This window comes from Amycolatopsis dongchuanensis, from assembly GCF_039542405.1.
Lineage (GTDB): Bacteria > Actinomycetota > Actinomycetes > Mycobacteriales > Pseudonocardiaceae > Amycolatopsis_E > Amycolatopsis_E sacchari.
Genome location: NZ_BAABIB010000148.1, coordinates 12,438 through 34,488 on the forward strand (window position 1 = coordinate 12,438; position 22,051 = coordinate 34,488).

Genomic DNA, 22,051 nt, shown 5'->3' on the forward strand with positions numbered 1-22,051 from the left:
GCGCGGGAGGCGAGCGCACCCGGCTACCCTCGGAGACGTGCACACGGTCGCCGTACTCAGCCTCAAGGGAGGCGTCGGCAAAACGACGGTAGCGCTCGGCATCGCCTCGGCTGCGATGCGTAGGGGCATCCGGACGCTGGTGGCCGACCTCGACCCGCAGGGCAACGCCACGGCCTCGCTCGACCCGCCCTACACCGACGCCACCCTCGCCGACGTGCTGGAGAACCCGCACCGGACGGTGCTCGACCAGGCGATCGGGCCGAGCGTCTGGGGCGCGGAGGTCGAGGTGCTCGTCGGGTCCGAGGACCTGGAGGCGCTCAACGAGCCCGGCCCCGACGAGGAGCGGCTGACGAGCCTGTCGCGTGCGCTGGACGAGCTGGACGAGGCGCCGCCGCGCGGCAAGCCCTACGACCTGGTGATCCTCGACTGCCCGCCGTCGCTGGGCAGGCTGACGAAGTCGGCGCTGGTGGCGGCCGACAGCGCGATCCTCGTCACCGAGCCGACGATGTACGCCGTCGCCGGGGCGCAGCGCGCGCTGGAGGCCATCGAGACGATCCGCGACGAGCACAACCAGGACCTGCGTGCGGTGGGCGTGCTGGTGAACCGGCTGCGCCCGCGCTCGCACGAGCACCAGTTCCGCATCGCCGAGCTGCGCGAGTCCTTCGGCGCGCTCGTGATGCCCACGGCGATCCCGGACCGGCTGGCGATCCAGCAGGCGCAGGGCGCGTGCAGCCCGATCCACGAATGGCACTCGCCGGGCGCGCAGGAGGTCGCGCTCACGTTCAACATGGTGCTCGCCAAGATCCTACGGTCCACCCGCGCGGGGCGGCACCGCATGGACCCGGAACCGGAGACCGAGGCCGAGGTGACCGGCCCGATCGAGCCGATCCGGACCGATGCCCGAGGGTGACACCGTCTTCCTGGCGGGCAAGAAGCTCGACCGGGCGCTGGCGGGCCGGACGCTCGTGCGGACCGATTTCCGCCACCCCGCGCTGGCGACCGCCGATCTCGCGGGACGCGAGGTGCTGGGCGTGCGCACCGTCGGCAAGCACCTGTTCACGCGGTTTTCCGGCGAGCTGAGCCTCCACAGCCACCTGAAGATGGACGGCTCGTGGGAGGTCTACCGGCCCGGCGGCCGCTGGCGGCACCCCGCGCACCACGTGCGGGTGGTCCTCGCGGCGGAGGAGGTGCAGGCCGTCGGGTTCCGCCTGCACGACCTCGAACTGCTGCCCACCGGCGAGGAATCCCGGCTCGTCGGGCACCTCGGCCCCGACCTGCTGGATCCACAGTGGACGGACGAGCACACCGGCCGGGCCGTCGCGGCGCTGACCGCGCGGCCGGACCGCGAACTCGGCCTCGCCCTGCTCGACCAGCGGGTCATGGCCGGGGTCGGCAACCTCTACAAGTGCGAGATCTGCTTCCTGCTCGGCGTGACCCCGTGGGTTCCGGTGTCCGAAGTGGACGCTCGCAAGACCGTGGCGCTCGCGCGGAAGCTGTTGCTGGCCAACGCGTGGCGGCACGAGCAGAGCACCACCGGCGACACCACGCGCGGCAGGCGCAACTGGGTCTACGAGCGCAGCAGGCAGGGCTGCTTCCGCTGCGGCGGCCGGCTGCGGGTCGGCACGCAGGGGCACGACGTGCAGCGGCGGCCCACCTGGTACTGCCCGCGCTGCCAGCGCGGGCCCGCTCCGGCAACGTGAAATTAATGATGTTGCGGGACCGCCGGGAGCAGGCATAACTTGGCAGTACACGAGAAAGGAGGTGGTCCGAAGTTGATTAACTACAGGACTCGTGAGGTGGCTGTCCGCTAGCGGACCGAAGCTGCGAAAAGCTCGTGACGGCGGTGGCCGTCGCGTAGTGCCGCCCTCCGTCGATCGCCGCCCGGCGTCCGGAGGAGCGACAGGACAGTGAAGGCCTGCGAAGCGAATACCAGGCAGTCACCGGACCCCCGGCGTCCCGAGCAAGTCCGGCTCGGGCCGGCAGCGGCTGACGACGCTGCCGGAAGCACGCCGGGGGTTTCCTGTCACCCGCGGTCAAGGCCGGTGACGGTGCGCGATTTCCGCGTGGAACTTCCACGCAGCGCCGCGGTTTCCGGGAAGGATTGCCCTTTCTGCCGCAATTACCCGCACACGACCGAGTGATCACCGGCCGCGAAACCGGCGTTTCCTAACTTTTCGGCAAGATCCTTGGACAGTGTTCCTGACGAGCGCCCGACCTGCGGCTACCCTGCTCGATGTGCTCCGGCCCACATATCCGCTGAAGACACCGCGGCTGCTCCTGCGTCCGTTCACCCGGAACGACGTGGCCGCGTTCCACGCCATCTATTCCCACCCGGACGTCGTCCGCTTCCTGCTGTGGGAGCCGCACCGTCCGATCGAAAGCGTCAAGCTGCTGGAGAAGAAGGCCAAGCACAACACCCTTTCCGAACCCGGCCAGACCCTCTCCCTCGGCGTCGAGATCGTCGACACCGGTGAGCTGATCGGCGACGCCTCGCTCACGTGGGCCAGCCAGGAGCACGGCAGCGGCGAGATCATGATCATCCTGCACCCGAAGCACCACGGGAAGGGCTACGCGGCCGAGGCGACGACGGAGATCCTGCGCCTGGGTTTCGAGGAGCTGGGGCTGCACCGGATCTACGGCCGTTGCGACGCGCGCAACATCGCCTCGGCGTCGCTCATGGAGGGTCTGGGCATGCGCCGCGAAGCGCACCTGCGGGAGAGCGACCGCGTCAAGGGCGAATGGACCGACGCACTGGTGTACGCGATGCTGGCGACGGAGTGGCAGCGGGGCTGAGCGAAGATGGGGGCGTGCTCTTCGAGAAGCTCCTCCGGCCCGCGCTCTACCGGCTCAACGGGAACGACGCCGAGACCGTCCACGAACGAACGGTGCGCCTGCTGAGCCTGCTGCCCGCCGATCCGCCCCTGCTGCGGGGCATCTACGCGGAGGACGACCCCGCGACCGTGTTCGGGCTGCGGTTCCCCAACCGCGTCGGGCTCGCCGCCGGGATGGACAAGGACGGCCGGGCGCTGCACGCGTGGCCCGCGCTGGGGTTCGGTTTCGTCGAGGTCGGCACCGTCACGCGCCTCGCGCAGCCGGGCAACCCGAAGCCGCGCCTGTTCACGCTCGCCGGGAACGACGCGGTGATCAACCGCATGGGCTTCAACAACTCCGGCGCCGACGCGCTCGCGGCCCGGCTCGCCGCCCGCGGGAAACCCGCGGTGCCACTGGGCATCAGCATCGGGAAGTCCAAAGTGGTCCCATTGGACGAGGCCGTGGAGGACTACCGGTACTCGCTGCGGACCCTGTACCCGCACGCGGACTACTTCGCGGTGAACGTCAGCTCCCCCAACACCCCCGGCCTGCGTGAGCTGCAGGACAGGGCGGCGCTGGCGGAGCTGCTGGGCGAGCTGCGCCGGACCTCGGCGGAGCTGGCCGGGGATCGCGAGCCCACTCCCCTGCTCGTCAAGGTCGCGCCGGACCTCACGGACAGCGCGCTGGCGGAGCTGCTGGAGGTGTGTGACGAGCACGGTGTCGCCGGGCTGATCGCGACCAACACGACGTTGTCCCGCGAGGGGCTCACCGGCCAGGAAGCCGTGCTGGGCAAGGAAACCGGTGGCCTGTCGGGCCGCCCGCTCACCGCGCGCGCCCGCGAGGTGGTGGGGTTCGTGCACCGGCAGACCGGCGGCAGGCTGCCCGTCATCGGCGTCGGCGGGATCCTCAGCGGCGCGGACGCGCGACGCATGCTGGACGCGGGGGCGAGCCTCGTCCAGGTCTACACCGGGTTCGCGCTCAAGGGGCCCGGGCTGGTGCGGGAGATCAACCGGACATTGGGCGGGTGGCGGTGAGGTAACGCAGGTACGCCCGCCAGTCGCCGAACGCCGTGATGTCGCGCCCGGTTCGCGTGTCGGTGCAGTGCACTCCCAGCGCCGTCCTGCCGTCGTCCAGTTCGATCTCGCGAAGCTTGAGGGAGCCCGGGAGCTGGGCGGCGAACGCCTCCAGCCCGGCGGGCGAGATGGTCCAGCGTTCACCGCTGAGGGAGGCACCGCCGGCGGCGGGGACGACGCCGGGCTCGGTCGCCCCGGCGATCAACCGGTAGCGGGGCGCCGTTTTCACCTCGCTGCGGAAGCGGGCGCCCAGTTCGGTGAACAGGCGGTTGAGCGGCTGGCCACGGAGGTGGGTGCCGAACACGACGACGTCCGTGCCGGTGTCCGCGCAGGGCTCGCGGAGCTGCTCGCCGTGCAGGAAGGCCGCGATGTCCAGCGCGACCTGGTCGTCGAAGGGCGCGGCGAAGACGTCGGCCGCGGGCACCCGGACCGACGGCGGGGCGTGCGGTTCGAGGAGGCCGGGCGGGGCGACGAGTGCGTCGTGCCCGGCGAGCGCGTGACCGCGTTCGACGACGGCGCCCCAGGCGAGCAGGTCACCGGTGGTCTTGGCGACTCCGGCGGGGACGGCGATGCGGGGGTGCTCCCCGGCCGACAGGCGCACCGAGGCGGGCCACGGGCGGGTGGTGATGGCGCGGAGGGTGCGTTGCGCGTCCTCGACGGTGCGGGCGAAGACGCTGATCCGCTGCGGCGCGAGCCCGGCGGTGGGGGTGACCACGACGACGTCGGGTGGGGCGGCGCGGCCCGCGCCGATGGCGATGTCGGCGATGTCGAGGCCGACGAGTTCGCCGCACTGGTCGTCGGCGGCGTCACCGAGCACGACGGCTCCGGCCTCGGTCAGGCCGTCCAGCGCAGCGCCGACGGCGAGCAGCCCGGCAAGGGGCAGGGATTCCCCGGCGCGGACGCGTTCGTCCACGGCCTTGGCGTCGATGAGCACTTCCTCGCAGGGGCGGAGGGTGCACCACAGTTCGGGGCGGGCGACCTCGGCGATACGGTCGTATGCGGCGAGGACCTGGCGGTGGGCGGTGACCGGCGCCGGGGGTAGGGGCGCCGGTTCTGGGGGCAGCGGCAGCGTCTCCATCACTTGACGGTAAGCACCGGATATTCCGGTAGATGACCGCTTCGCGTTACGCCCAGGTATCGGAGAGTGTCCGGAAGGGGTTTCCGGAGACCCCGGACGGGGTGATTTCGGGGATGGCGGGTGGCTTCGGTGCGGGCTCCGCCTACGGGCTCCGGCTGCGCTGCCGAACGGGGCCGCCAGGAAACCTCGCGCAGGGCCGAGCGGCCAGGGCGAGGTCGCAATGACGAGCCCCGGCAAGGCGATCGGCGGCGCCGCTCCGCCCGACTGCCGCCCCCGCGAGTCGGCCGCAGCAGCGCGCGCCGCCTTCCGGCGGCAGCCACACGATCGACGGCGCCGACCACCCGCGCCACCCACCGCCCTGGGCGGCGCCAGGAAACCTCACGCAGGACGGCCGGCTAACCCGGCCAGGGCGAGGTCGCAGCCACGAGCACCGGCGAGGCGATCGGCGGGCGCCGCTGCGCCCGACTGCTGCCCCGCGAGTCAGCCGCCGCAGCGAGCGCCACCTTCCAGCGCCAGCCACACGATCGGCGCCGCCCGCCCGCGCGCCACCCACCGCCCTGGGCGGCGCCAGGAAACCTCACGCAGGACGGCCAGCCCCGCCAGGCAATCAGCCGCCGCAGCAAGCGCCACCTTCCAGCGCCAGCCAGACGATCGGCGCCGCCCGCTCGCGCCACCCACCGCCACCGAGCAGCGCGCCCGTGCCTCAGGAAACCTCGCGCAGGGCGATCGCCAGCCCGGCCAGGCGGTCGGTCGCGTCGGTGAGTGCCGTTTTCGACTGGTGCAGGCCACTGCCGCCCGCGGCGACCGCGTGGCCCGCGGCCGCGATCAGGGCCCGGTAGTCCTCCAGGCCGTCCTCCAGCTGGTCCCGCAGGGTGGCGATCGCCGAGTCGAGGGCGTTTCGGTCGGCCGCCGGGGCGGCGTCACGCGCGCGCTCGATCGCTTCGATGCGGGCCGCCAGCGTCCGTAGCGCCGCTGCGGCTTCGGCCGCCGTCGAGCGGGCCTCCGCCACCGACTCCTCCGACACCAGCGCCGACGCGGCCAGCTGCCGCAGCACCTCCACCAGCGACGCCTCGCACTCCGCCAGCCGCTCCATCGGCTGCCGGGCCGCCGAGCCCGGCTGCGGCAACGGCGGCGGCGCGGTGCTGACCGGCAGCTGCGTGCGGTTCAACTGCCGCAACCGCAACCCCGAACGCACCCCCAGCGCCGCGAACACGATCCCGCCCGCGATCCCCACGAACGCCTCGCTCACCGTCGCCGTCCCGGCGAGCCCGAGGCCCATCACCACCGCGTACAGCCCGCACAGCAGCGTCAGCACGATCCACAGCGTCATCGCCCGCGAGGCCCGCCGCTTGCGCCGCTCCAGCTTCGCCGCCGGCTCGTTCCAGCGCGTCCACCGGGCCCGCGCCTCCGCGAACACCGGCACGTCCGTCAGCGACACCGGCCGCGGCGGCGCCGGACGCCGGAGCGGGTGGGCCCGCTGCCGGTCGTCCTGCGGGAAGTACCGCTCCAGCTTCGCCTGAGCGCGCTGCGCGTAGTCGGGCAGGCGTTCGAGGTGCTTCTCCAGCCTGGCGCTGAACTCGCCGAAATCCCGTCTGCCCGACGTCATCGCGTGGACCCCGTCAGGCCTGGTTCTTCTGCTCGGCCTGCACCCGCGCCTGGATCTCGCGCTGGATGTCGGCCGACGGCGTGGCCGCCGTCTTGCCCTCGGAACCGTCGGTCACCTGCGCCACCGAGTCGCCCTTGAGCGAGGCCCGGATCTGCTCCAGCCGCGAGTGCCCTGCCAGCTGCGTGGTGGCCTGCTGGACCTCCAGCATCCGGCCCTGCACCGAGTTCTGCGCCAGCTCCGCCGAGCCCAGCGCCGTGGTGTACCGGCGCTCGATCTTCTCGCGGACCTCGTCCAGCGACGGGGTGTTGCCCGGCGCGGCCAGCTCGGACATCTGGTTGAGCGAGGCCGACACCTTCTCCTGCATCTTGGCCTGCTCCAGCTGCGACAGCAGCTTCGTGCGCTCGGCCAGCTTCTGCTGCAGCATCGTGGCGTTGCGCTCGACGGCCTGCTTGGCCTGGGCCGCCGCCTGCAGCGCCTGGTCGTGCAGCGTCTTGAGGTCCTCGATGCTCTGCTCGGCCGTCACCAGCTGGGTGGCGAACGCCTCGGCGGCGTTCTCGTACTGGACCGCCTTCTGCTCGTCGCCCTTGGCGCGCGCCTCGTCGGCCAGCACCAGCGCCTGCCTGGCCGAGGCCTGCAGCTTCTCGACCTCCCCCAGCTGCCGGTTGAGCTTCATCTCCAGCTGCCGCTGGTTGCCGATCACCGCGGCGGCCTGCTGGGACAGCGCCTGGTGGTTCCGCTGCGCGTCCTCGATGGCCTGCTGGATCTGCACCTTCGGGTCGGCGTGCTCGTCGATCTTCGACGAGAACGCCGCCATCAGGTACTTCCATGCCTTGACGAACGGGTTGGCCATCTGCTCCGCCTGCCTTCTTACGTCCCACTGTCGGAAAGTTTGTCCTGGCCGATGGGGCGCTGCCCCCCTCTGTGCTGGCAACGTCCCGGCCCCGGCGTGGGTTCCATCGTGTCAGGTCGAGGCGCGCTCTTCCAGGCGACCCGGGGGTAATTCAGGGACTACCCCGAGATCGGGACCCGGGAAACGGCGAGGCCACTCCCCGGACACCTGCTGTCCGGAAAGTGGCCTCGTGCGAAGAACCGGGACCTACGCCGCCACCATCTTCGGGGCGCTGATCGTCGTGCGCAGGGCCGGGCCCATGCGCTGGGTGGAGACCCGCAGGTCCGCCAGGTCGTTGCCGATCACGCCGTCCACGAGCCTGCCGCCTTCGAGGCTGCCCGCGGCTTCCCGGCGCTCCGGCTGCTCGCCGCGCTCCTCGGCGCCCTGCCGTTCGGGCATGGTCGCCACGTCGACGCTCTCCAGCGCGGAGATGTCGGCGGCCACGTTGTTCAGCAACTCGCCGAGCGGAAGCTCCAGCGCCTCGCAGATGGACGCCAGCAGCTCGCTCGACGCCTCCTTCTGCCCCCGCTCCACCTCGGACAGGTACCCGAGGCTCACCTTGGCGGCGCGGGAGATGTCGCGCAGCGTGCGACGCTGGTTGGTGCGGGCATGCCGGAGCCGATCACCGATCGCCTCACGCAACAGCACGGTCATCACGCGCCTCCCTTCCTGGTACCGACCACGTTACCCAGACCTCGCCCTCCAGTGCAGCGGTTGACACGGCCGTACGCCAAGGGCGAACGCCTGGCTCAGGCCAGTTGTTCCCCCAGCAGGAGCAACGCGGCGCGCACCGATTCGGTTCGGACGAGTGCCCGATCGCCCTCGAACCAGTGCGTGCGGACGTCCCGCACGCCGGGCCCGGCGAGCCCGATGTGGACCGTTCCCGGCACCACCCCGTCCTGCGGATCGGGGCCCGCGACCCCGGTCAGCCCCAGGCCCCACGTGGCCCCGCACCGGTCACGGGCACCCTCGGCGAGCTGCGCGGCGACCTCGGGGTGCACCGCGCCGTGCTCCGCCAGCAACCGCGTGTCCACCCCCGCCAGCCGCGCCTTGAGCTCCGTCGCGTACACCACCAGCCCGCCCCGCACGACCGCGCTGGCGCCCGGCACCTCCGTGAGGGTGACGCACACCAGTCCGGCCGTGAGGGACTCCGCGGTCGCGACGGTTTCACCCCGTGCGGTGAGATCGGCGATCAGCCGCCGGGCGAGGTTCACGACGACGCGGCCCGCGTTCCCGTCGCCCGCAGCCGCAGGGCGCGCACCACGTAGTCCACCCCGGTGACGACGGTCAGCACGAGCGCCAGCGCCATCAGCGCCCACGACACCGGCGCCGCCCCGGCGGGCAGGGGCAGCAGGAACAACACGATCGCGGCGATCTGCGTCAGCGTCTTGGCCTTGCCGCCGCGGCTGGCCGGGATCACCCCGTACCGGATCACCCAGAACCGCAGCAGCGTCACGCCGATCTCGCGCACCGCGATCACGATCGTCACCCACCACGGCAGGTCGCCGAGCACGCTCAGCCCCACGAGCGCCGCTCCGATGAGCGCCTTGTCGGCGATCGGGTCGGCGATCTTGCCGAAGTCCGTGATCAGCCCGAAGCGGCGGGCCACCCAGCCGTCGATCTGGTCCGTCAGCGACGCGACCGCGAACAACGCGGTGGCCGCGATCCGCCAGCCCGTGCTGGTGCCGTCGTCGACGAACAACGCGACGACGAACACCGGGACCAGCACCAGGCGCGACAGCGTCAGGAAGTTGGCGACGTTGAGGTTGGAGACGGGGGTCCGCGGCGGCACGTGGGCGGGGCGGCCGGTCTGCGCGGACTCGTCCGGCACGGCACTCATCCGTCCGCGTCCGGGCGCACGAGCAGGTCCACGCCTTCGCTGTCCACGACGCGGCAGCGCACGAACTGCCCGACCTCGACGTCACCGGCGTCGAGCACGATGCACGCCCCGTCGACCTCGGGCGCCTGGTGGGCGGCCCGGCCGACCACCTCCTCGCCGGTCTCCTCGATCAGCACGTCCACCACCTCGCCGACGCGCTCCTCGGCGCGCTGGGCCGTCAGTTCCTCGACCAGCGCCGAGATCTTGGTGACCCGCTCGGTGACCAGGTCCGGGTCGATCTTGCCGTCGAAGCCCTCGGCCTCGGTGCCGTCCTCGTCGGAGTAGCCGAACACGCCGACGGCGTCCAGCCGGGCGTGCGTGAGGAACCGCTCCAGCTCGGCGACGTCCTCCTCGGTCTCGCCGGGGAAGCCGACGATCACGTTGGTGCGGATGCCCGCCGTGGGCGACAGCTCGCGGATCTGGTCGATCAGGGCCAGGAACGAGTCCGTGGAGCCGAACCGGCGCATCCGGCGCAGCACCTGTTCGCTGGAGTGCTGGAACGACAGGTCGAAGTAGTCGGCGACGCCCGGCGTGGTCGCGATCGCGCGCACGAGGTCCGGGCGCGTCTCCGCGGGTTGCAGGTAGGACACGCGCACCCGTTCGATGCCGTCGATCGCGGCGAGCCGGGGCAGCAGGCGCTCCAGCGCGCGCGTCCCGCCGTCCTCCCGGCTCAGGTCCTTGCCGTAGGAGGTGGAGTTCTCGCTGACCAGGAACAGCTCCTTCACGCCCTGCCCGGCCAGCCACGCGGCCTCGGCGAGGATCTCGTCGGGGCGGCGCGAGACGAACGAACCGCGGAAGGACGGGATCGCGCAGAAGGAGCAGCGCCGGTCGCAGCCGGAGGCGATCTTCAGCGCCGCGACGGGGCCGTCCTGCAGCCGCGCCCGCGGCACCCAGCCGTGGCCGGGGACGGCGACCTCCGAGGCCGCGGACGGACGTTCGACCGGGCTGATCGGCAGGAGCTTGCGCCGGTCGCTCGGCACATGCGACTCGATCTTGTGCCCTGAGACGATGGACCCGAGCTTCTCGGCCAGGTCCGGGTAGTGGTCGAAGCCCAGCACCGCGTCGGCCTCGGGCAGGCTCTCGGCCAGCTCGGCGCCGTAGCGCTCGGCCATGCACCCGACGGCGACGACCTTCGCGCCGGTGTCGGCGGCCGCGAGCAGCGTGTCCACCGAGTCCTTCTTCGCCGACTCGACGAAGCCGCAGGTGTTGACCACCACGACGTCCGAGTCCTCGGGGTCCTCGGTCAGCTCCCAGCCACCGGCGGCGAGGCGGCCGGCCAGTTCCTCGGAGTCGACCTCGTTGCGGGCGCACCCCAGGGTCAGCAGGGAGACACGACGGGATTCGGTGGCGGAAGACACGCCACTCAGGGTAGCTGGCGGGCCCGGGCGGCCGGTGTGCGCAGGTGGCGCAACCCGGCGCGACCACGCGGCTCCGGTGCGGTTACGGTCGATCCGTGCCGGAAGATCCTTCGTGCCGGGTCGGCATCCGCCGGGCCCGCATCGCCGACGTCCGCAAGATCAAGGCTCTCGTGGACGCGGACGCGGGGCGGGTGCTGCTGGAGAAGGACCTCGTCACGCTGTACGAGGACATGCAGGAGTTCTGGGTCGCGGACTCCGGCGGCGAGGTGCTCGGCTGCGGGGCGTTGCACGTGCTGTGGGAGGACCTGGCCGAGATCCGCACGGTCGCGGTGGACAAGGCCGCGCGCGGGCAGGGCATCGGGCACCGGCTCGTGGGGCGGCTCGTGGACCACGCGGTGGAACTGGGGCTGCGGCGGATCTTCGTGCTCACGTTCGAGACGGAGTTCTTCGCCCGCCACGGTTTCCGCGAGATCGACGGCACGCCGGTGCCGCAGCAGGTGTACGACGAGATGCGCCGTTCCGTCGATCCCGGGGTGGCCGAGTTCCTCGAACTCCCTTACGCGAAGCCGAACACGCTCGGAAACACGCGCATGCTGCTCGAGCTCTAGGACCAGGCCACAATGGAGCGCATGAAGAGGGGGCTTCGCCGCTGCGCGCTGGCCGCACTGGGGGTCACGGTGCTGGCGATCCCGTCGGCCGCCGCGTTCACCGCGGCACCGGCGCAACCTCCGGTCGCCGCGCCGCCGCCCGTGGTGCCGGGTTGCGAGCAGGGCTGCGAGACCGTGTTCACCGCCGGCCTGCCCGGCGGGCGCCGGCTCGAAGGGCTGCGCTTCCGCGGCGGCAGTGTGCTGGCGTACTGGGAGGGCGCGAAACTCCTCGACAGCAAGCAGGTTCTCGGCAGCGACGGGCATCCGTACGAGACCGTCACGGCGGGGCTCTGCGGGGCCGGACGGTGCTCGGTGGCGTTCGAGTACGGCGTCCACTCCGCGGCCGTCGCGTCGGTGCGGCTGGACGCGGAGATCACGGTCGACACCGCGGTGGAGGGCATCGTCGCCGACGTGCGTGACCTCAACGGCGACGGACGCCCGGACGCGTCGGTGCGGCAGAGCACGTACGAGCCGAGCTTCGCGCTCGCCCCGCTGTACTGGGAAACGTACGTGCAGCAGGACGACCGCCTGGTGCCCACGGGCTGCACGACGCCGGTGCAGGCGTTCGAAGCCGCGCCGGCGGCCCCGGCGACCGGCCCCTGCCCGACGAACGTCTAGCTCTCCGGTACCGGCAGCGGGTGCGCCCCCTCGGGGCGCAGCCCGTCGAAGATGATCCCCAGGTAACGCCGCCACAGGTCGGGTGGCGGGTCCTTCACGAAGCTGACGACGTGGTTCGGCGCGCACATCAGGAGCACGACGTCGTTGCCGGTGACGTCCGGCCGGACGGCGCCAGCCTCGCGTGCGCGGTCGACCAGCCGGCGGACGGTGCCGTACAGCCGCTCGCGGAGCTCGACCACCTCCGGGCCCGCGTCGTCGGCGTTCAGCAGGAACGACAGGTCGCGCTGCTCCCGTTGCCCGCCCGCCACGGTGAGGAATTCCAGCAACGCCGCGCCGGGGTCCTCGGCGTCGAGCAGTCGTCGCCCGGCCTCGTCGAGCGCGCTGACGTGGGGCCGCACGACCGCGGCGATCAGCTCCTCCTTGGTGGCGAAGTGGCGGAACACGGTGCCCTTGCCCACCCCGGCCCGGCGCGCGATGTCGGCGACCGAGGCGTCGGGGCCCCGTTCGGCGAACTCGGCCTCGGCCGCGGCCAGCAGCAGTTCGCGGTTGCGCGCGGCGTCGGCGCGCAAGGTGCGGGAGGGCGGGTTCACGCGGTGATCCTAGCAAGTTGACCGCGCGGTCCGTTTCTGTGTACCGTCGCGGCAGATAACCTGACCCATCGGTCCGTTTACTGGAGGAACTTCCGTGAAAGCCCTTGTCGCGACCGCGTACGGCGAGCCCGAGCAGCTGTCGATCGGCGACCTCGAGGTGCCCCGCCCCGGCCCGGGGCAGATCCAGGTGAAGATCGCCGCGTCGGCGATCAACCCCACCGACATCAGGGTGGTCACGGGCGACTACCGCGAGCTCGTCGAGCTGGAGTTCCCCTACGTCCCCGGCAACGAGTTCGCCGGTACCGTCACCGAAGTCGGCGCCGGGGTGACGGACTACCGGGTGGGCGACGAGGTCTTCGGGCAGGCACTGCCGCGGCAGCTGCGCTTCGTGCCCGCGCGCCGCCCGTCGATGAGCACGGGTGCCTTGGCCGAGTACGCGGTCTTCGAAGCCGACACCCCGCTGCTGGCGCACCGCCCGGCCAACATCCCCGTCGAGCAGGCCGCCGCACTGCCGATCGCGGGGATGACCGCGCTGGGGGTGATGGCCCTCGCCGCGATCCGGCCGGGGGAAAAGGTCCTGGTCATCGGCGCCAGCGGCGGGGTGGGCACGGCGCTGCTCCCGCTGCTGGCCGCCGCGGGCGCGCACGTCGTCGCGACCGGGGCCGCCGGCGACCACGCGGTCCTGCGGGAACTCGGCGCGGACGAGGTGATCGGGTACGACGCGGCGGGCTACCCCTCGGGCGTCGACGCCGTCTTCGACCTGGTACTGCCCCACGACCGCCTGTCCGCGGCGGCCGCCACACTGCGGCCCGGCGGACGGCTGGTGACGATCATCTACCCCGAGCCGGCGAAGGAACTGCTCGGCCGGGACGACGTGGACCTGCACTTCTTCCTGGACATGGACGCCGAGCTGGGCGGGATGCGGGAGGTCGCCGAGGCGGCGGAGCGGGGCGCGCTGTCGGTCCGGATCGCCCGCCGCTACCGGCTGGCGGAAGCGGTGCAGGCCGCCGTCGCGTACGTCCGCGAGCACAACCTGGGGAAGGTCGTCGTGACGATGTGAGCCGGGTGGCTGCCCCGGCGCCCCGGCGCCCGGGCAGCCCTGGTCCGGCTTGCCGGAATGCAACACTTCGTGTTTTAGTTGCATCGCGCGTCGCGACGGAGCGATGCCCGGCGGGAAGGATTCCGGATGCGTCCCCCCCTTGCGGCACCTGGTCACCATCGCGGTCGCGGCCCTGCTCGCCCTCGTCGGCGGAAGTGGCGTCGCCGGAGCCGACGGGTACGCGCCGGCCGGCCGGCCCGGTCCGGCGTTGACCGTGCCCGACCTGGCGAAGAGCCTCCGGTGCACCGCCGACGTCCGCGACGCCACCCGCGAACCGGTCCTGCTCACGCCGGCCACGACGGTCGACAGCGGGCAGAACTTCGGCTTCAACTACGAGCCGCTGTTCCGCCGCCTCGGCATCCCGTACTGCGTGTCGGACTCGCCCGTGGACCCCTACAACATGGGCGACATGCAGGTCCGGGCCCAGTACGTCACCTACGGCATCCGCGAGATGCACCGGCTCGCCGGGCGCAAGATCGCCGTCATGGGGCACAGCCAGGGCGGGATGATCATGCGCTGGGCGCTGCGGTTCTGGCCCGACACCCGCGGCATGGTCGAGGACGTGATCGGGATGGCCGGTACCAACCACGGCTCGGTCGTCGTGCCTGCGTTGTGCGTGCCCAACTGCGCACCGGCGTTGTGGCAGCAGCGCGCGAACTCCGCGTTCATGAAGGCGCTCAACTCCGGGCAGGAGACCTTCCCCGGCATCAGCTACACCGAGATCTACTCCCGCACGGACGAGTTCGTGCAGCCCAACCTCGACGACCGCGGCACCTCGTCGCTGCACGGGGGCGGCGGGACCGTCACGAACGTCGCGGTGCAGGACGTCTGCCCGCTCGCCGTGCCCGAGCACCTGCTCATCGGCACGATGGACCCGGTCACGTCCGCGCTCGCCGTCGACGCGCTGACCCACGCCGGCCCGGCGGACCCGGCCAGGATCGGGCGGGCGGTCTGCGGCCGCCTGCTGATGCCCGGCGTGGACCCGGTGACCGGCCCGCTCACGTTCGTGACGCTGACGGCCCAGGTCGCGGCGCAGCTGACCGTCGCGGCGAGGCGGGTGCCGTCCGAGCCCCCGCTCGCCTGCTACGTCACCGCCGACTGCCCATGACACCGGCGGGCCGTCCCGATCGCGAGAGCGCGCTTCGCCTGGCGCAGAAGACTTTCAACGCGCAGCAGCGGGTGGAGGTCAACGACCTCGCCGCCGCGCTGGGGGTCAACCGGGTGACCATCTACCGCTGGCTCGGCGACCGCGACGCCATCCTCGCCGAGGTGGTCTGGCGGCTCGGCCAACGGACCATGCTCGACGCCTACGCCTCGGCGGCGGGGACCGGGGGCACGCGCATCGCGAACACCATGTCGACGTTCGTCCGGCAGACGCTGGCGCACGCCGGGATGCGCCACTTCCTCACCAACGAGACCGAGACCGCGCTGCGCGTCCTCACCCGCGGCGGCCACACGTTCCAGCCACGCCTCGTCGCGCTGGTCGAGCAGCTCCTGACCAGGGAACGCGACGCGGGTGCGCTGCCCGCCGGGGACATCGACCCGCACGACCTCGCCTACCTGTGCGTCCGGGTCGGCGAGTCGTTCGTGTACACCGACGCGATCAACGGTGAGCCCCCGGACCCCGATCGCGCCGAACGGGCGCTGCGCTACCTGCTCCGCTAGTCCTCCTCCGGGGCGGGGGCGCCGCCGCCGCGGATCATGTACAGGACGCTGTCCAGCTCGTCCGGTTTGATGAGCACGTCGCGGGCCTTGGAGCCCTCCGACGGGCCCACCACGCCGCGGCTTTCCAGCAGGTCCATCAGCCGCCCGGCCTTGGCGAACCCGACCCGCAGCTTGCGCTGCAGCATCGACGTGGACCCGAACTGCGACGTCACCACGAGCTCCGCCGCCTGCAGCAGCACGTCGAGGTCGTCGCCGATGTCCGGGTCGATCTCCTTGGCCTCGCCGGGCTTCGCGGCCGTGACGCCGTCCTGGTACTCCGGCTGCGCCTGCTCCTTGGTGAAGTTCACGATCGCGGCGATCTCGTCGTCGCCGACGAACGCGCCCTGGATGCGGACCGGTTTGCCCGCGCCCATCGGCAGGTACAGCGCGTCGCCCATGCCGATCAGCTTCTCGGCGCCCGGCTGGTCCAAGATGACGCGCGAGTCCGTCAGCGACGACGTCGCGAACGCCAGCCGCGACGGCACGTTCGTCTTGATCAGGCCGGTCACGACGTCCACCGACGGGCGCTGCGTCGCCAGCACCAGGTGGATACCGGCGGCACGCGCCTTCTGCGTGATCCGGACGATCGCGTCCTCGACGTCGCGGGGCGCGGTCATCATGAGGTCGGCCAGCTCATCGACGATCGCCATGATGTACGGGTACGGCCGGTACTCGCGCTCGCTGCCCGGCGGCGCAGTGATCTCCCCCGACTTGACCTTGCGGTTGAAGTCGTCGATGTGGCGCACGCGGTTGGCCTGCATGTCCTGGTACCGCTGCTCCATCTCCTCCACCAGCCAGGCCAGCGCGGCGGCGGCCTTCTTCGGCTGGGTGATGATGGGCGTGATCAGGTGCGGGATGCCCTCGTACGGCGTCAGCTCGACCATCTTCGGGTCGATCAGGATCATCCGGCACTCGTCGGGCGTGGCGCGCGCGAGCAGCGACACCAGCATCGAGTTGACGAAGCTCGACTTACCGGAACCGGTGGAACCGGCCACCAGCAGGTGCGGCATCTTCGTCAGGTTCGCGGTGACGAAGTGGCCCTCGATGTCCTTGCCCAGCCCGATGACCATCGGGTGGTTGTCCTTCGCGGCGGTCGGCGAGCGCAGCACGTCGCCCAGCCGCACCATCTCGCGGTCGGAGTTGGGCACCTCGATGCCGACCGCGGACTTGCCGGGGATCGGCGCCAGCAGGCGCACGTTGTCCGTGGCGACCGCGTACGCGATGTTCTTGGTCAGCGCGGTGATCTTCTCGACCTTCACGCCGGGGCCCAGCTCGACCTCGTACCGGGTGACCGTCGGGCCCCGCGTGAAGCCGGTGACCTGCGCGTCGACGTTGAACTGCTCCAGCACGCCGGTGATCGCCTCGATCATGGCGTCGTTGGCCTTGCTGCGGGTCTTCGGCGCGTCACCGAGCTGCAGCAGGTCCGCCGACGGGAGCTGGTAGTCGCCCTCGACGGTCCGGGTGACCGAAAGCGCGGGCTCGGGGGCCTTCTTCGGCTTCTTCTCCGGCACTTCGGCGGGCTTGACCCGAGGTGGCCGCGTCGGCGTCGGGGGCTCCGCCAGGGCGGCCTCGATGTCGAGCTGCTCCCCCGCGCCGTCACTGCTGGCCTGCCGCCGCCGCGAGGGCTTGCGCAGCCGCACGGACTTCGGGTCGACCTCGGTGACCTCGGCCTTTTGCTCCTCCTCGAAGGCCCGCTGCTCCTCCGCCATGCGCTCGCGTTCCTCGGGGTCGAGACCCCATTCACGCAGTGCCTGCGGGATATCGCGGATGCGCGTGCCGGTGAACACCAGCACGCCGTAGCCGAGCGCGAGGACAAGCAGCGGCGCCGCGACCCACGCCGTCACGCCGCGCGCGAGCAGGCCACCGGACAGCGCGCCGAGCTGGCCGCCCGCGTACATCCGGTCGTCGTTGGGCGCCGGGCTGTGGTTGAACAGGTGCAGCAGCCCGAGCAGGGCGAACGTGACCAGCAGGGTGCCGATCACCATGCGGGGGCGGGTTTCCGGGCGCGGTTCGGAGCGCATCAGCGCGATCGCGGTGGCGAACAACGCCAGCGGCAGCGCGACCGACCCCGCGCCGAACACCGTGCGGGTGGCGAGTTCGAGGTACCCGCCGACCGGACCGCCCGCGCGCCACCACACGGCGGCCGCCAGGATCAGGCCGAGCGCGATGAGGCCGAGCGCCACGCCGTCCCTGCGGTGCTCGGGCTCCAGCTCGCGGCTGCGCCCCACCGTGCGGGCCATCGTGCCGACCCCGCGGGCCAGCAGCGTCCAGCCGCCGCGGACGGCCTTCGCGAACGTGCCGCCGGACGAGCGGCGGGCCGGGGGCTTGCGTGCCGACGACCGCGCGCGCGGCTTGGTCCCCGAGCGCGGTTTGCGCGCCGGGCTCTTGCTGCCGCCCCGTTTCGCCGTCGTGCTTCTCCTCGCCGTCGTCCCCGCCATGTCCCCTACGGTAACCGGATCGGCGCACCAGTCCCATCCGCCACTCGCGACCCAGTGCGAACTTTCGCATCTGACATGCTCTGCGTCATGGTCGCGTTGCGAGACGGAGGAAACCCGAGGCCGCCGGCGATCTGGCGGACGATGTCGGCGCTGGACACGGGCCTCGTGCACCTGGTGGGCAGGCTGCGGGTCACCGGCGGCATCCCCCGAGCCCTGCGGGGCAGGCCGCTGCTGATGGCGGCCAACCACATCGGCGTGTTCGACGCGTTCGTGCTGATCGCCGCGTGCCAGCGGCTCGGGTTCGCGCCGCGGTTCCTGCTGGCCGGCGGCCTGCTGGACGCGCCGGTGCTCGGGCCGGCGCTGCGGGCGAGCGGGCACCTGCGGGTCGACCGGGGCAAGGCGACCGCGGTCGAGCAGTTCGCGCAGGCGGTCGAGGCGATGCGCACGACGACCAGCCCGATCATCGTCTACCCCGAGGGGCGGATCAGCCACGATCCCGGTCTGTGGCCGGAACGCGGCAAGACGGGTGCGGCGCGGCTCGCGCTGGCGGCGGGCGTGCCGGTGGTGCCGATCAGCCAGTGGGGCGCGCACGAGGCGGTGTACTGGGGCACGGAGACGGTCACCGGCCCGGCGGACCTGCTGCCGCTCGCGCGGTCCGGGTTCACCGCTCCCCTGCGCCGCCCGACGTTCAAGGTCCACTTCGGCGACCCGGTGGACCTCTCCGACGTGGACCCCGAGCGCCCGGGCGCGGGTGTCCGGGCGCACGCGAAGATCATGCGTGCGATCACGGCGGGTCTCGTGCCGCTGCGGGCTTCGGAACCGGACCGCCCCCGCTTCCACGACCCGACGCGCCCGACCGACACCGTCAGCCCCTGGCGGCCCGGGGCCTAACGCCGGTAAGACGCTCCAGGGTGGGGCGGGGCGAGGCGCGGGCCGGGGAAGCCGAGCCGCTCCCGCAGCGTCGGCCCCTCCGGGGCTTCGGGCACCCGGCCCCGGCGCCGCAGCTCCGGGACCACCCACCGCGCGAAGTCCGCGAAGGTGCCGGGCGTCGTGACGTACGCGAGGTTGAAGCCGTCCACGTCGGCCTCCTCCACCCAGCGCTCCAGCTCGTCCGCGACCTCGCCGGGCGAGCCCGCGAACACCGGGCCACGGCCGCCGAGGCCGATGAACTCCGCCAGCTCCCGCGGCGTCCACGCCCGGTCCGCCGTCGTGAACGACGCCAGCGCCGAGCGGTTCGCGTTCGAGTCGGCGTAGGTCAGGGGCTCGTCCAGCGCCAGCTCGGACAGGTCCACCCCGGTCCAGCCGCCGAACAACGCGAACGCGCCCGGCACGCTGACCAGCTCCTGGTAGGACCGCAGCTTCGCCTGTGCCTCCTCACTCGTCTCGGCGACCACGGGCGTGAGCATCGTGAACACCTTGACCGAGCGCGGATCCCGCCCCTGCTCCGCCACCGCGGCCCGCAGCGCGTCCACGGACTTGCGCACGACCTTCGGCGACGGCCCGGACACGAACACGGCTTCGGCGTGCGACGCGGCGAACTTCAGCCCGCGCTTGGACGCGCCGGCCTGGAACAACACGGGCGTGCGCTGCGGCGACGGCTCGCACAGGAACGGCCCCGGCACGCTGAAGTACTTGCCCTTGTGCCCGATGTCGTGGACCTTCGCCGGGTCGGTGTACACGCCGCGCTCGACGTCCCGGACGACGGCGTCGTCCTCCCACGAGCCTTCCCACAGCTTGTAGCAGACCTCGACGTACTCCTCGGCGATGTCGTACCGCTCGTCGTGCGGGATCTGGCTGTCCAGACCGAGGTTGCGGGCGGCACTGTCCAAATAGGACGTGACGATGTTCCACGCCACGCGGCCGTCCGTGAGGTGGTCCAGCGTGGTCAACCGCCGGGCGAGCGCGTACGGCTGCTCGTACGTCGTCGAGATCGTGACCCCGAAACCGAGCCGCTCGGTCACCGACGCCATCGCGGAGATCGCCATCGTCGGGTCGTTCACCGGGAACTGCGCCGCGTCGGCGACCGCGGCGTCCCGTGAGCCGCCGTAGACGTCGTACACGCCCAGCACGTCGGCGAGGAACAACGCGTCGAACCCGCCCTGGTCCAGCAGCTTCGCCAGCTCCAGCCAGTGTCCGAGCTCGCGGTAGCGGTGCCCCTGGTCCTCGGGGTGCCGCCACAGCCCGGCGGACTGGTGCCCGGCGCAGGCCATGTCGAAGGCGTTCAGGTGGATCCTGGTCATTTCGCGGTCTCCTCCGCGTAGAACGCCGACGCGAACGTCAGCACGGCCAGCACTCCGAAGTAGACCACGATCAACCACGTCCCGCCCGAGGCCAGCAACGCGGCCGCGATCAGCGGGGCGAACCCACCGGACAGCACGGCGCCGACCTGGTAGCCCAGCGAAGCGCCGCTGTACCGGACGCGCGTGCTGAACAGCTCGCCGAACCACGCCGCCTGCGGCCCGTACATCGCGTCGTGCACCACGTTCACGCCGAAGACGATCGCCAGCACCACCAGCAGTTCCGAACCCGAGTGCGCGGCGAGGAAGAACAACGCCAGCGCGAGCACCCCGGCCGCCGCGCCGAACAGGTAGAACGGCCTCCTGCCGTAGCGGTCGGACAGGTGCGCCCACAACGGCGTGCTGATCAGCCCGAGCGCCGAAGCGACCATCACCGCGACGAGCCCGACCTGGTTGTGCTTGCCGAACGTGCCCTGCAGGTACGTCAGCGAGTACGTCGTGAGCAGTACGTACAGGGCGATCTGCGACAGCCGCAGCCCGGTGGTGAGCAGCACGTTCTTCGGCTGCGTGCGCAGCACCTCCAGCACCGGCAGCCGCGCGAGGTCGTCCCGCTGCTTGAGTTCGCGGAACTCGGGCGCGTCCTCCAGCCGCAGCCGCACGACCAGCCCGATCGCCACCAGCACGAAGCTCAGCAGGAACGGCAGGCGCCACGCCCACGACACGAACACGTCGTCACCGGCGAAGGCCCGCACCCCGGCGTAGATCCCCGTCGCCAGCAGCATCCCGGCCGGGGAGCCGACCTGCGTGAAGCTGCCGAACAACCCGCGCCGCCCGGCGGGCGCGTGTTCGACGGACAGCAGCGCGGCCCCGCCCCACTCGGCGCCGACGGCGAGCCCCTGCAGCACCCGCAACACCACGAGCAGCGCCGGCGCGAGCACCCCGACCTGCGCGAACGTCGGCAGCGCCCCGATCGCCGTGGTCGCCAGGCCCATCAGCAGCAGCGCGCCGACGAGCATCGTCTTGCGGCCCACGCGGTCGCCGAGGTGCCCGGCGATGATCGCACCGATCGGGCGTGCGCCGAACCCGGCGGCGTAGGTGGCGAAGGTCGCGAGCGTGCCGGCGGTGGGCGAGATCGTGGGGAAGAACAGGGGTTTGAAGACCAGAGCCGTGGCAGTGGCGTACAGGTAGAAGTCGTACCACTCGATCGTCGTGCCGATGGCGCTGCCGACGGCGGCGCTGCGCGCGGTGGTCCGCGGCGGGGCTGGGGTGAGTGTGGTCACGCTCTCGCACGGTAGGTCCCGTTTCCCGTACCGAACAGGCTGTTCCATATTTTGGGAGCCCCGGCGAAGATCGCTAGGGTGGCGGGGTGAGCACACGCATCCTCGTGGTCTTCTACAGCGCGACCGGCAACACCGCCAAGCTCGCGGAGGCGCTCGCCGGCGGCGCGCGTGACACCGGGGCCGACGTCCGGGTCCGCACGGTCGCGGAAACCGCGCCGCCGCAGGCGATCGCGACCAACCCGCGCTGGCAGGCCTACGTCGACTCCGGGCCCCACGCCGATCTGGCCACGCTCGACGACCTGGAGTGGGCGGACGGGCTCGCGGTCGGCAGCCCGACCCGCTTCGGCGGCCCGGCGGCCCAGCTGAAGTCCTTCTTGGACACCACGGGTGGCCTGTGGGCGCAGGGGAAGCTCGCGAACAAGGTGGCGACGTCGTTCACCACCGCGTCGACGGCCCACGGCGGACTGGAATCGACGTTGCTGGCCATCAACAACATCTTCTACCACTGGGGCGCGATCGTCGTGCCGCTCGGTTACGCCGAACCGCACCTGCTGCGGTCGGGCAACCCGTACGGCGGTTCGTTCGTGTCCCGCAAGTCCGCCGAGCCCGGCGACGAGGCGCTGGAAGCCCTGCGCATCCAGGGCACGCGCCTGGCGACCGTGACCGGGTACGTGGCGCGCGGGCTCGCCGGAGATCGCTGAGACCCGCCGAAAAGAGGAGGTCTTCCCCGCGTGGACGACCTAG

General features: G+C 72.1%; 22 protein-coding genes. 11 read left to right on the forward strand and 11 right to left on the reverse strand.

Annotated features, from left to right (window positions below; all coding sequences use genetic code 11):
• The first annotated feature begins 37 nt into the window (after window positions 1–37).
• From ABFX51_RS35095 to ABFX51_RS35110, 4 genes are all read left to right on the forward strand, one after another.
• Window positions 38–910 carry a ParA family protein gene (locus ABFX51_RS35095; protein WP_091516486.1) on the forward strand — a complete coding sequence of 291 codons (873 nt, stop codon included), beginning with the start codon at window positions 38–40 and terminating at the stop codon, window positions 908–910.
• Complete coding sequence (locus ABFX51_RS35100) at window positions 897–1,700, forward strand: DNA-formamidopyrimidine glycosylase family protein (protein ID WP_346056322.1); 804 nt, start codon at window positions 897–899, stop codon at window positions 1,698–1,700. Before ABFX51_RS35095 ends, ABFX51_RS35100 begins: the two co-directional genes overlap by 14 nt.
• 535 nt (window positions 1,701–2,235) lie before the next feature.
• Window positions 2,236–2,793, forward strand: a complete 558-nt coding sequence (locus ABFX51_RS35105) for a GNAT family N-acetyltransferase (protein ID WP_091516482.1) — start codon at window positions 2,236–2,238, stop codon at window positions 2,791–2,793.
• 14 nt (window positions 2,794–2,807) lie between these two features.
• Complete coding sequence (locus ABFX51_RS35110; protein ID WP_177229002.1) at window positions 2,808–3,845, forward strand: quinone-dependent dihydroorotate dehydrogenase; 1,038 nt, start codon at window positions 2,808–2,810, stop codon at window positions 3,843–3,845.
• On the opposite strand, the gene ABFX51_RS35115 is transcribed toward ABFX51_RS35110, so the two are convergent.
• The 7 genes from ABFX51_RS35115 to rimO all read right to left on the reverse strand — a co-directional run bounded on the left by ABFX51_RS35115 (window position 3,817) and on the right by rimO (window position 10,694).
• Window positions 3,817–4,962 carry an allophanate hydrolase-related protein gene (locus tag ABFX51_RS35115; RefSeq protein WP_346056323.1) on the reverse strand — a complete coding sequence of 382 codons (1,146 nt, stop codon included), beginning with the start codon at window positions 4,960–4,962 and terminating at the stop codon, window positions 3,817–3,819. The two genes, ABFX51_RS35110 and ABFX51_RS35115, sit on opposite strands and share 29 nt — an antisense overlap.
• Before the next feature lie 703 nt (window positions 4,963–5,665).
• Window positions 5,666–6,568, reverse strand: coding sequence for a phage shock envelope stress response protein PspM (gene pspM / locus ABFX51_RS35120; protein ID WP_346056324.1), 903 nt, complete (start codon window positions 6,566–6,568; stop codon window positions 5,666–5,668).
• Window positions 6,569–6,581: 13 nt separating this feature from the next.
• Entirely contained in the window at window positions 6,582–7,418 is an 837-nt protein-coding gene (locus tag ABFX51_RS35125) for a PspA/IM30 family protein (RefSeq protein WP_091516473.1), read from the reverse strand.
• A 246-nt stretch (window positions 7,419–7,664) separates the two neighbouring features.
• Entirely contained in the window at window positions 7,665–8,111 is a 447-nt protein-coding gene (locus ABFX51_RS35130; RefSeq protein ID WP_177229001.1) for a helix-turn-helix domain-containing protein, read from the reverse strand.
• A 95-nt stretch (window positions 8,112–8,206) separates the two neighbouring features.
• Entirely contained in the window at window positions 8,207–8,671 is a 465-nt protein-coding gene (locus ABFX51_RS35135; RefSeq protein ID WP_346056325.1) for a CinA family protein, read from the reverse strand.
• Entirely contained in the window at window positions 8,668–9,297 is a 630-nt protein-coding gene (gene pgsA, locus ABFX51_RS35140) for a CDP-diacylglycerol--glycerol-3-phosphate 3-phosphatidyltransferase (protein ID WP_346056326.1), read from the reverse strand. The genes ABFX51_RS35135 and pgsA overlap by 4 nt, the downstream gene beginning before the upstream one ends.
• Window positions 9,294–10,694 carry a 30S ribosomal protein S12 methylthiotransferase RimO gene (rimO, locus tag ABFX51_RS35145; protein ID WP_346056327.1) on the reverse strand — a complete coding sequence of 467 codons (1,401 nt, stop codon included), beginning with the start codon at window positions 10,692–10,694 and terminating at the stop codon, window positions 9,294–9,296. Before rimO ends, pgsA begins: the two co-directional genes overlap by 4 nt.
• A 95-nt stretch (window positions 10,695–10,789) precedes the next feature.
• Here rimO and ABFX51_RS35150 point away from each other — a divergent pair, with 95 nt between their 5' ends.
• Together ABFX51_RS35150 and ABFX51_RS35155 are read left to right on the forward strand one after the other, a co-directional pair.
• The gene (locus ABFX51_RS35150; protein ID WP_091516462.1) at window positions 10,790–11,302 is read left to right on the forward strand and encodes an amino-acid N-acetyltransferase; all 513 of its coding nucleotides are present in this window, start codon (window positions 10,790–10,792) and stop codon (window positions 11,300–11,302) included.
• A 21-nt stretch (window positions 11,303–11,323) separates the two neighbouring features.
• Window positions 11,324–11,959, forward strand: a complete 636-nt coding sequence (locus ABFX51_RS35155) for a hypothetical protein (RefSeq protein WP_245783426.1) — start codon at window positions 11,324–11,326, stop codon at window positions 11,957–11,959.
• Here the strand turns inward: ABFX51_RS35155 and ABFX51_RS35160 are convergent.
• Entirely contained in the window at window positions 11,956–12,549 is a 594-nt protein-coding gene (locus ABFX51_RS35160) for a TetR/AcrR family transcriptional regulator (protein ID WP_346056328.1), read from the reverse strand. The two genes, ABFX51_RS35155 and ABFX51_RS35160, sit on opposite strands and share 4 nt — an antisense overlap.
• Before the next feature lie 94 nt (window positions 12,550–12,643).
• On the opposite strand from ABFX51_RS35160, the gene ABFX51_RS35165 reads away from it, so the two are divergent.
• The 3 genes from ABFX51_RS35165 to ABFX51_RS35175 all read left to right on the forward strand — a co-directional run bounded on the left by ABFX51_RS35165 (window position 12,644) and on the right by ABFX51_RS35175 (window position 15,313).
• A complete protein-coding gene (locus ABFX51_RS35165) occupies window positions 12,644–13,609 on the forward strand; it encodes an NADP-dependent oxidoreductase (RefSeq protein ID WP_346056329.1) in 966 nt (321 codons plus the stop codon).
• A gap of 139 nt (window positions 13,610–13,748) precedes the next feature.
• Window positions 13,749–14,756 (forward strand): lipase family alpha/beta hydrolase, encoded by a 1,008-nt coding sequence (locus ABFX51_RS35170; RefSeq protein ID WP_346056330.1) that lies wholly within the window; start codon window positions 13,749–13,751, stop codon window positions 14,754–14,756.
• Window positions 14,753–15,313, forward strand: coding sequence for a QsdR family transcriptional regulator (locus ABFX51_RS35175; protein ID WP_346056331.1), 561 nt, complete (start codon window positions 14,753–14,755; stop codon window positions 15,311–15,313). Before ABFX51_RS35170 ends, ABFX51_RS35175 begins: the two co-directional genes overlap by 4 nt.
• Here ABFX51_RS35175 and ABFX51_RS35180 read toward each other — a convergent pair.
• Entirely contained in the window at window positions 15,310–17,790 is a 2,481-nt protein-coding gene (locus ABFX51_RS35180) for an FtsK/SpoIIIE family DNA translocase (protein ID WP_346056332.1), read from the reverse strand. The genes ABFX51_RS35175 and ABFX51_RS35180 overlap by 4 nt on opposite strands.
• 75 nt (window positions 17,791–17,865) lie before the next feature.
• On the opposite strand from ABFX51_RS35180, the gene ABFX51_RS35185 reads away from it, so the two are divergent.
• Entirely contained in the window at window positions 17,866–18,681 is an 816-nt protein-coding gene (locus ABFX51_RS35185) for a lysophospholipid acyltransferase family protein (RefSeq protein ID WP_428832525.1), read from the forward strand.
• Here ABFX51_RS35185 and ABFX51_RS35190 read toward each other — a convergent pair.
• A complete protein-coding gene (locus ABFX51_RS35190; protein ID WP_346056334.1) occupies window positions 18,678–20,030 on the reverse strand; it encodes an LLM class flavin-dependent oxidoreductase in 1,353 nt (450 codons plus the stop codon). The two genes, ABFX51_RS35185 and ABFX51_RS35190, sit on opposite strands and share 4 nt — an antisense overlap.
• Complete coding sequence (locus ABFX51_RS35195; protein WP_346056335.1) at window positions 20,027–21,307, reverse strand: MFS transporter; 1,281 nt, start codon at window positions 21,305–21,307, stop codon at window positions 20,027–20,029. Before ABFX51_RS35195 ends, ABFX51_RS35190 begins: the two co-directional genes overlap by 4 nt.
• 86 nt (window positions 21,308–21,393) lie before the next feature.
• Here ABFX51_RS35195 and wrbA point away from each other — a divergent pair, with 86 nt between their 5' ends.
• On the forward strand, window positions 21,394–22,008 hold the full coding sequence (wrbA, locus tag ABFX51_RS35200; protein ID WP_346056337.1) for an NAD(P)H:quinone oxidoreductase: 615 nt from the start codon (window positions 21,394–21,396) through the stop codon (window positions 22,006–22,008).
• The last annotated feature ends 43 nt before the right edge of the window (window positions 22,009–22,051 follow it).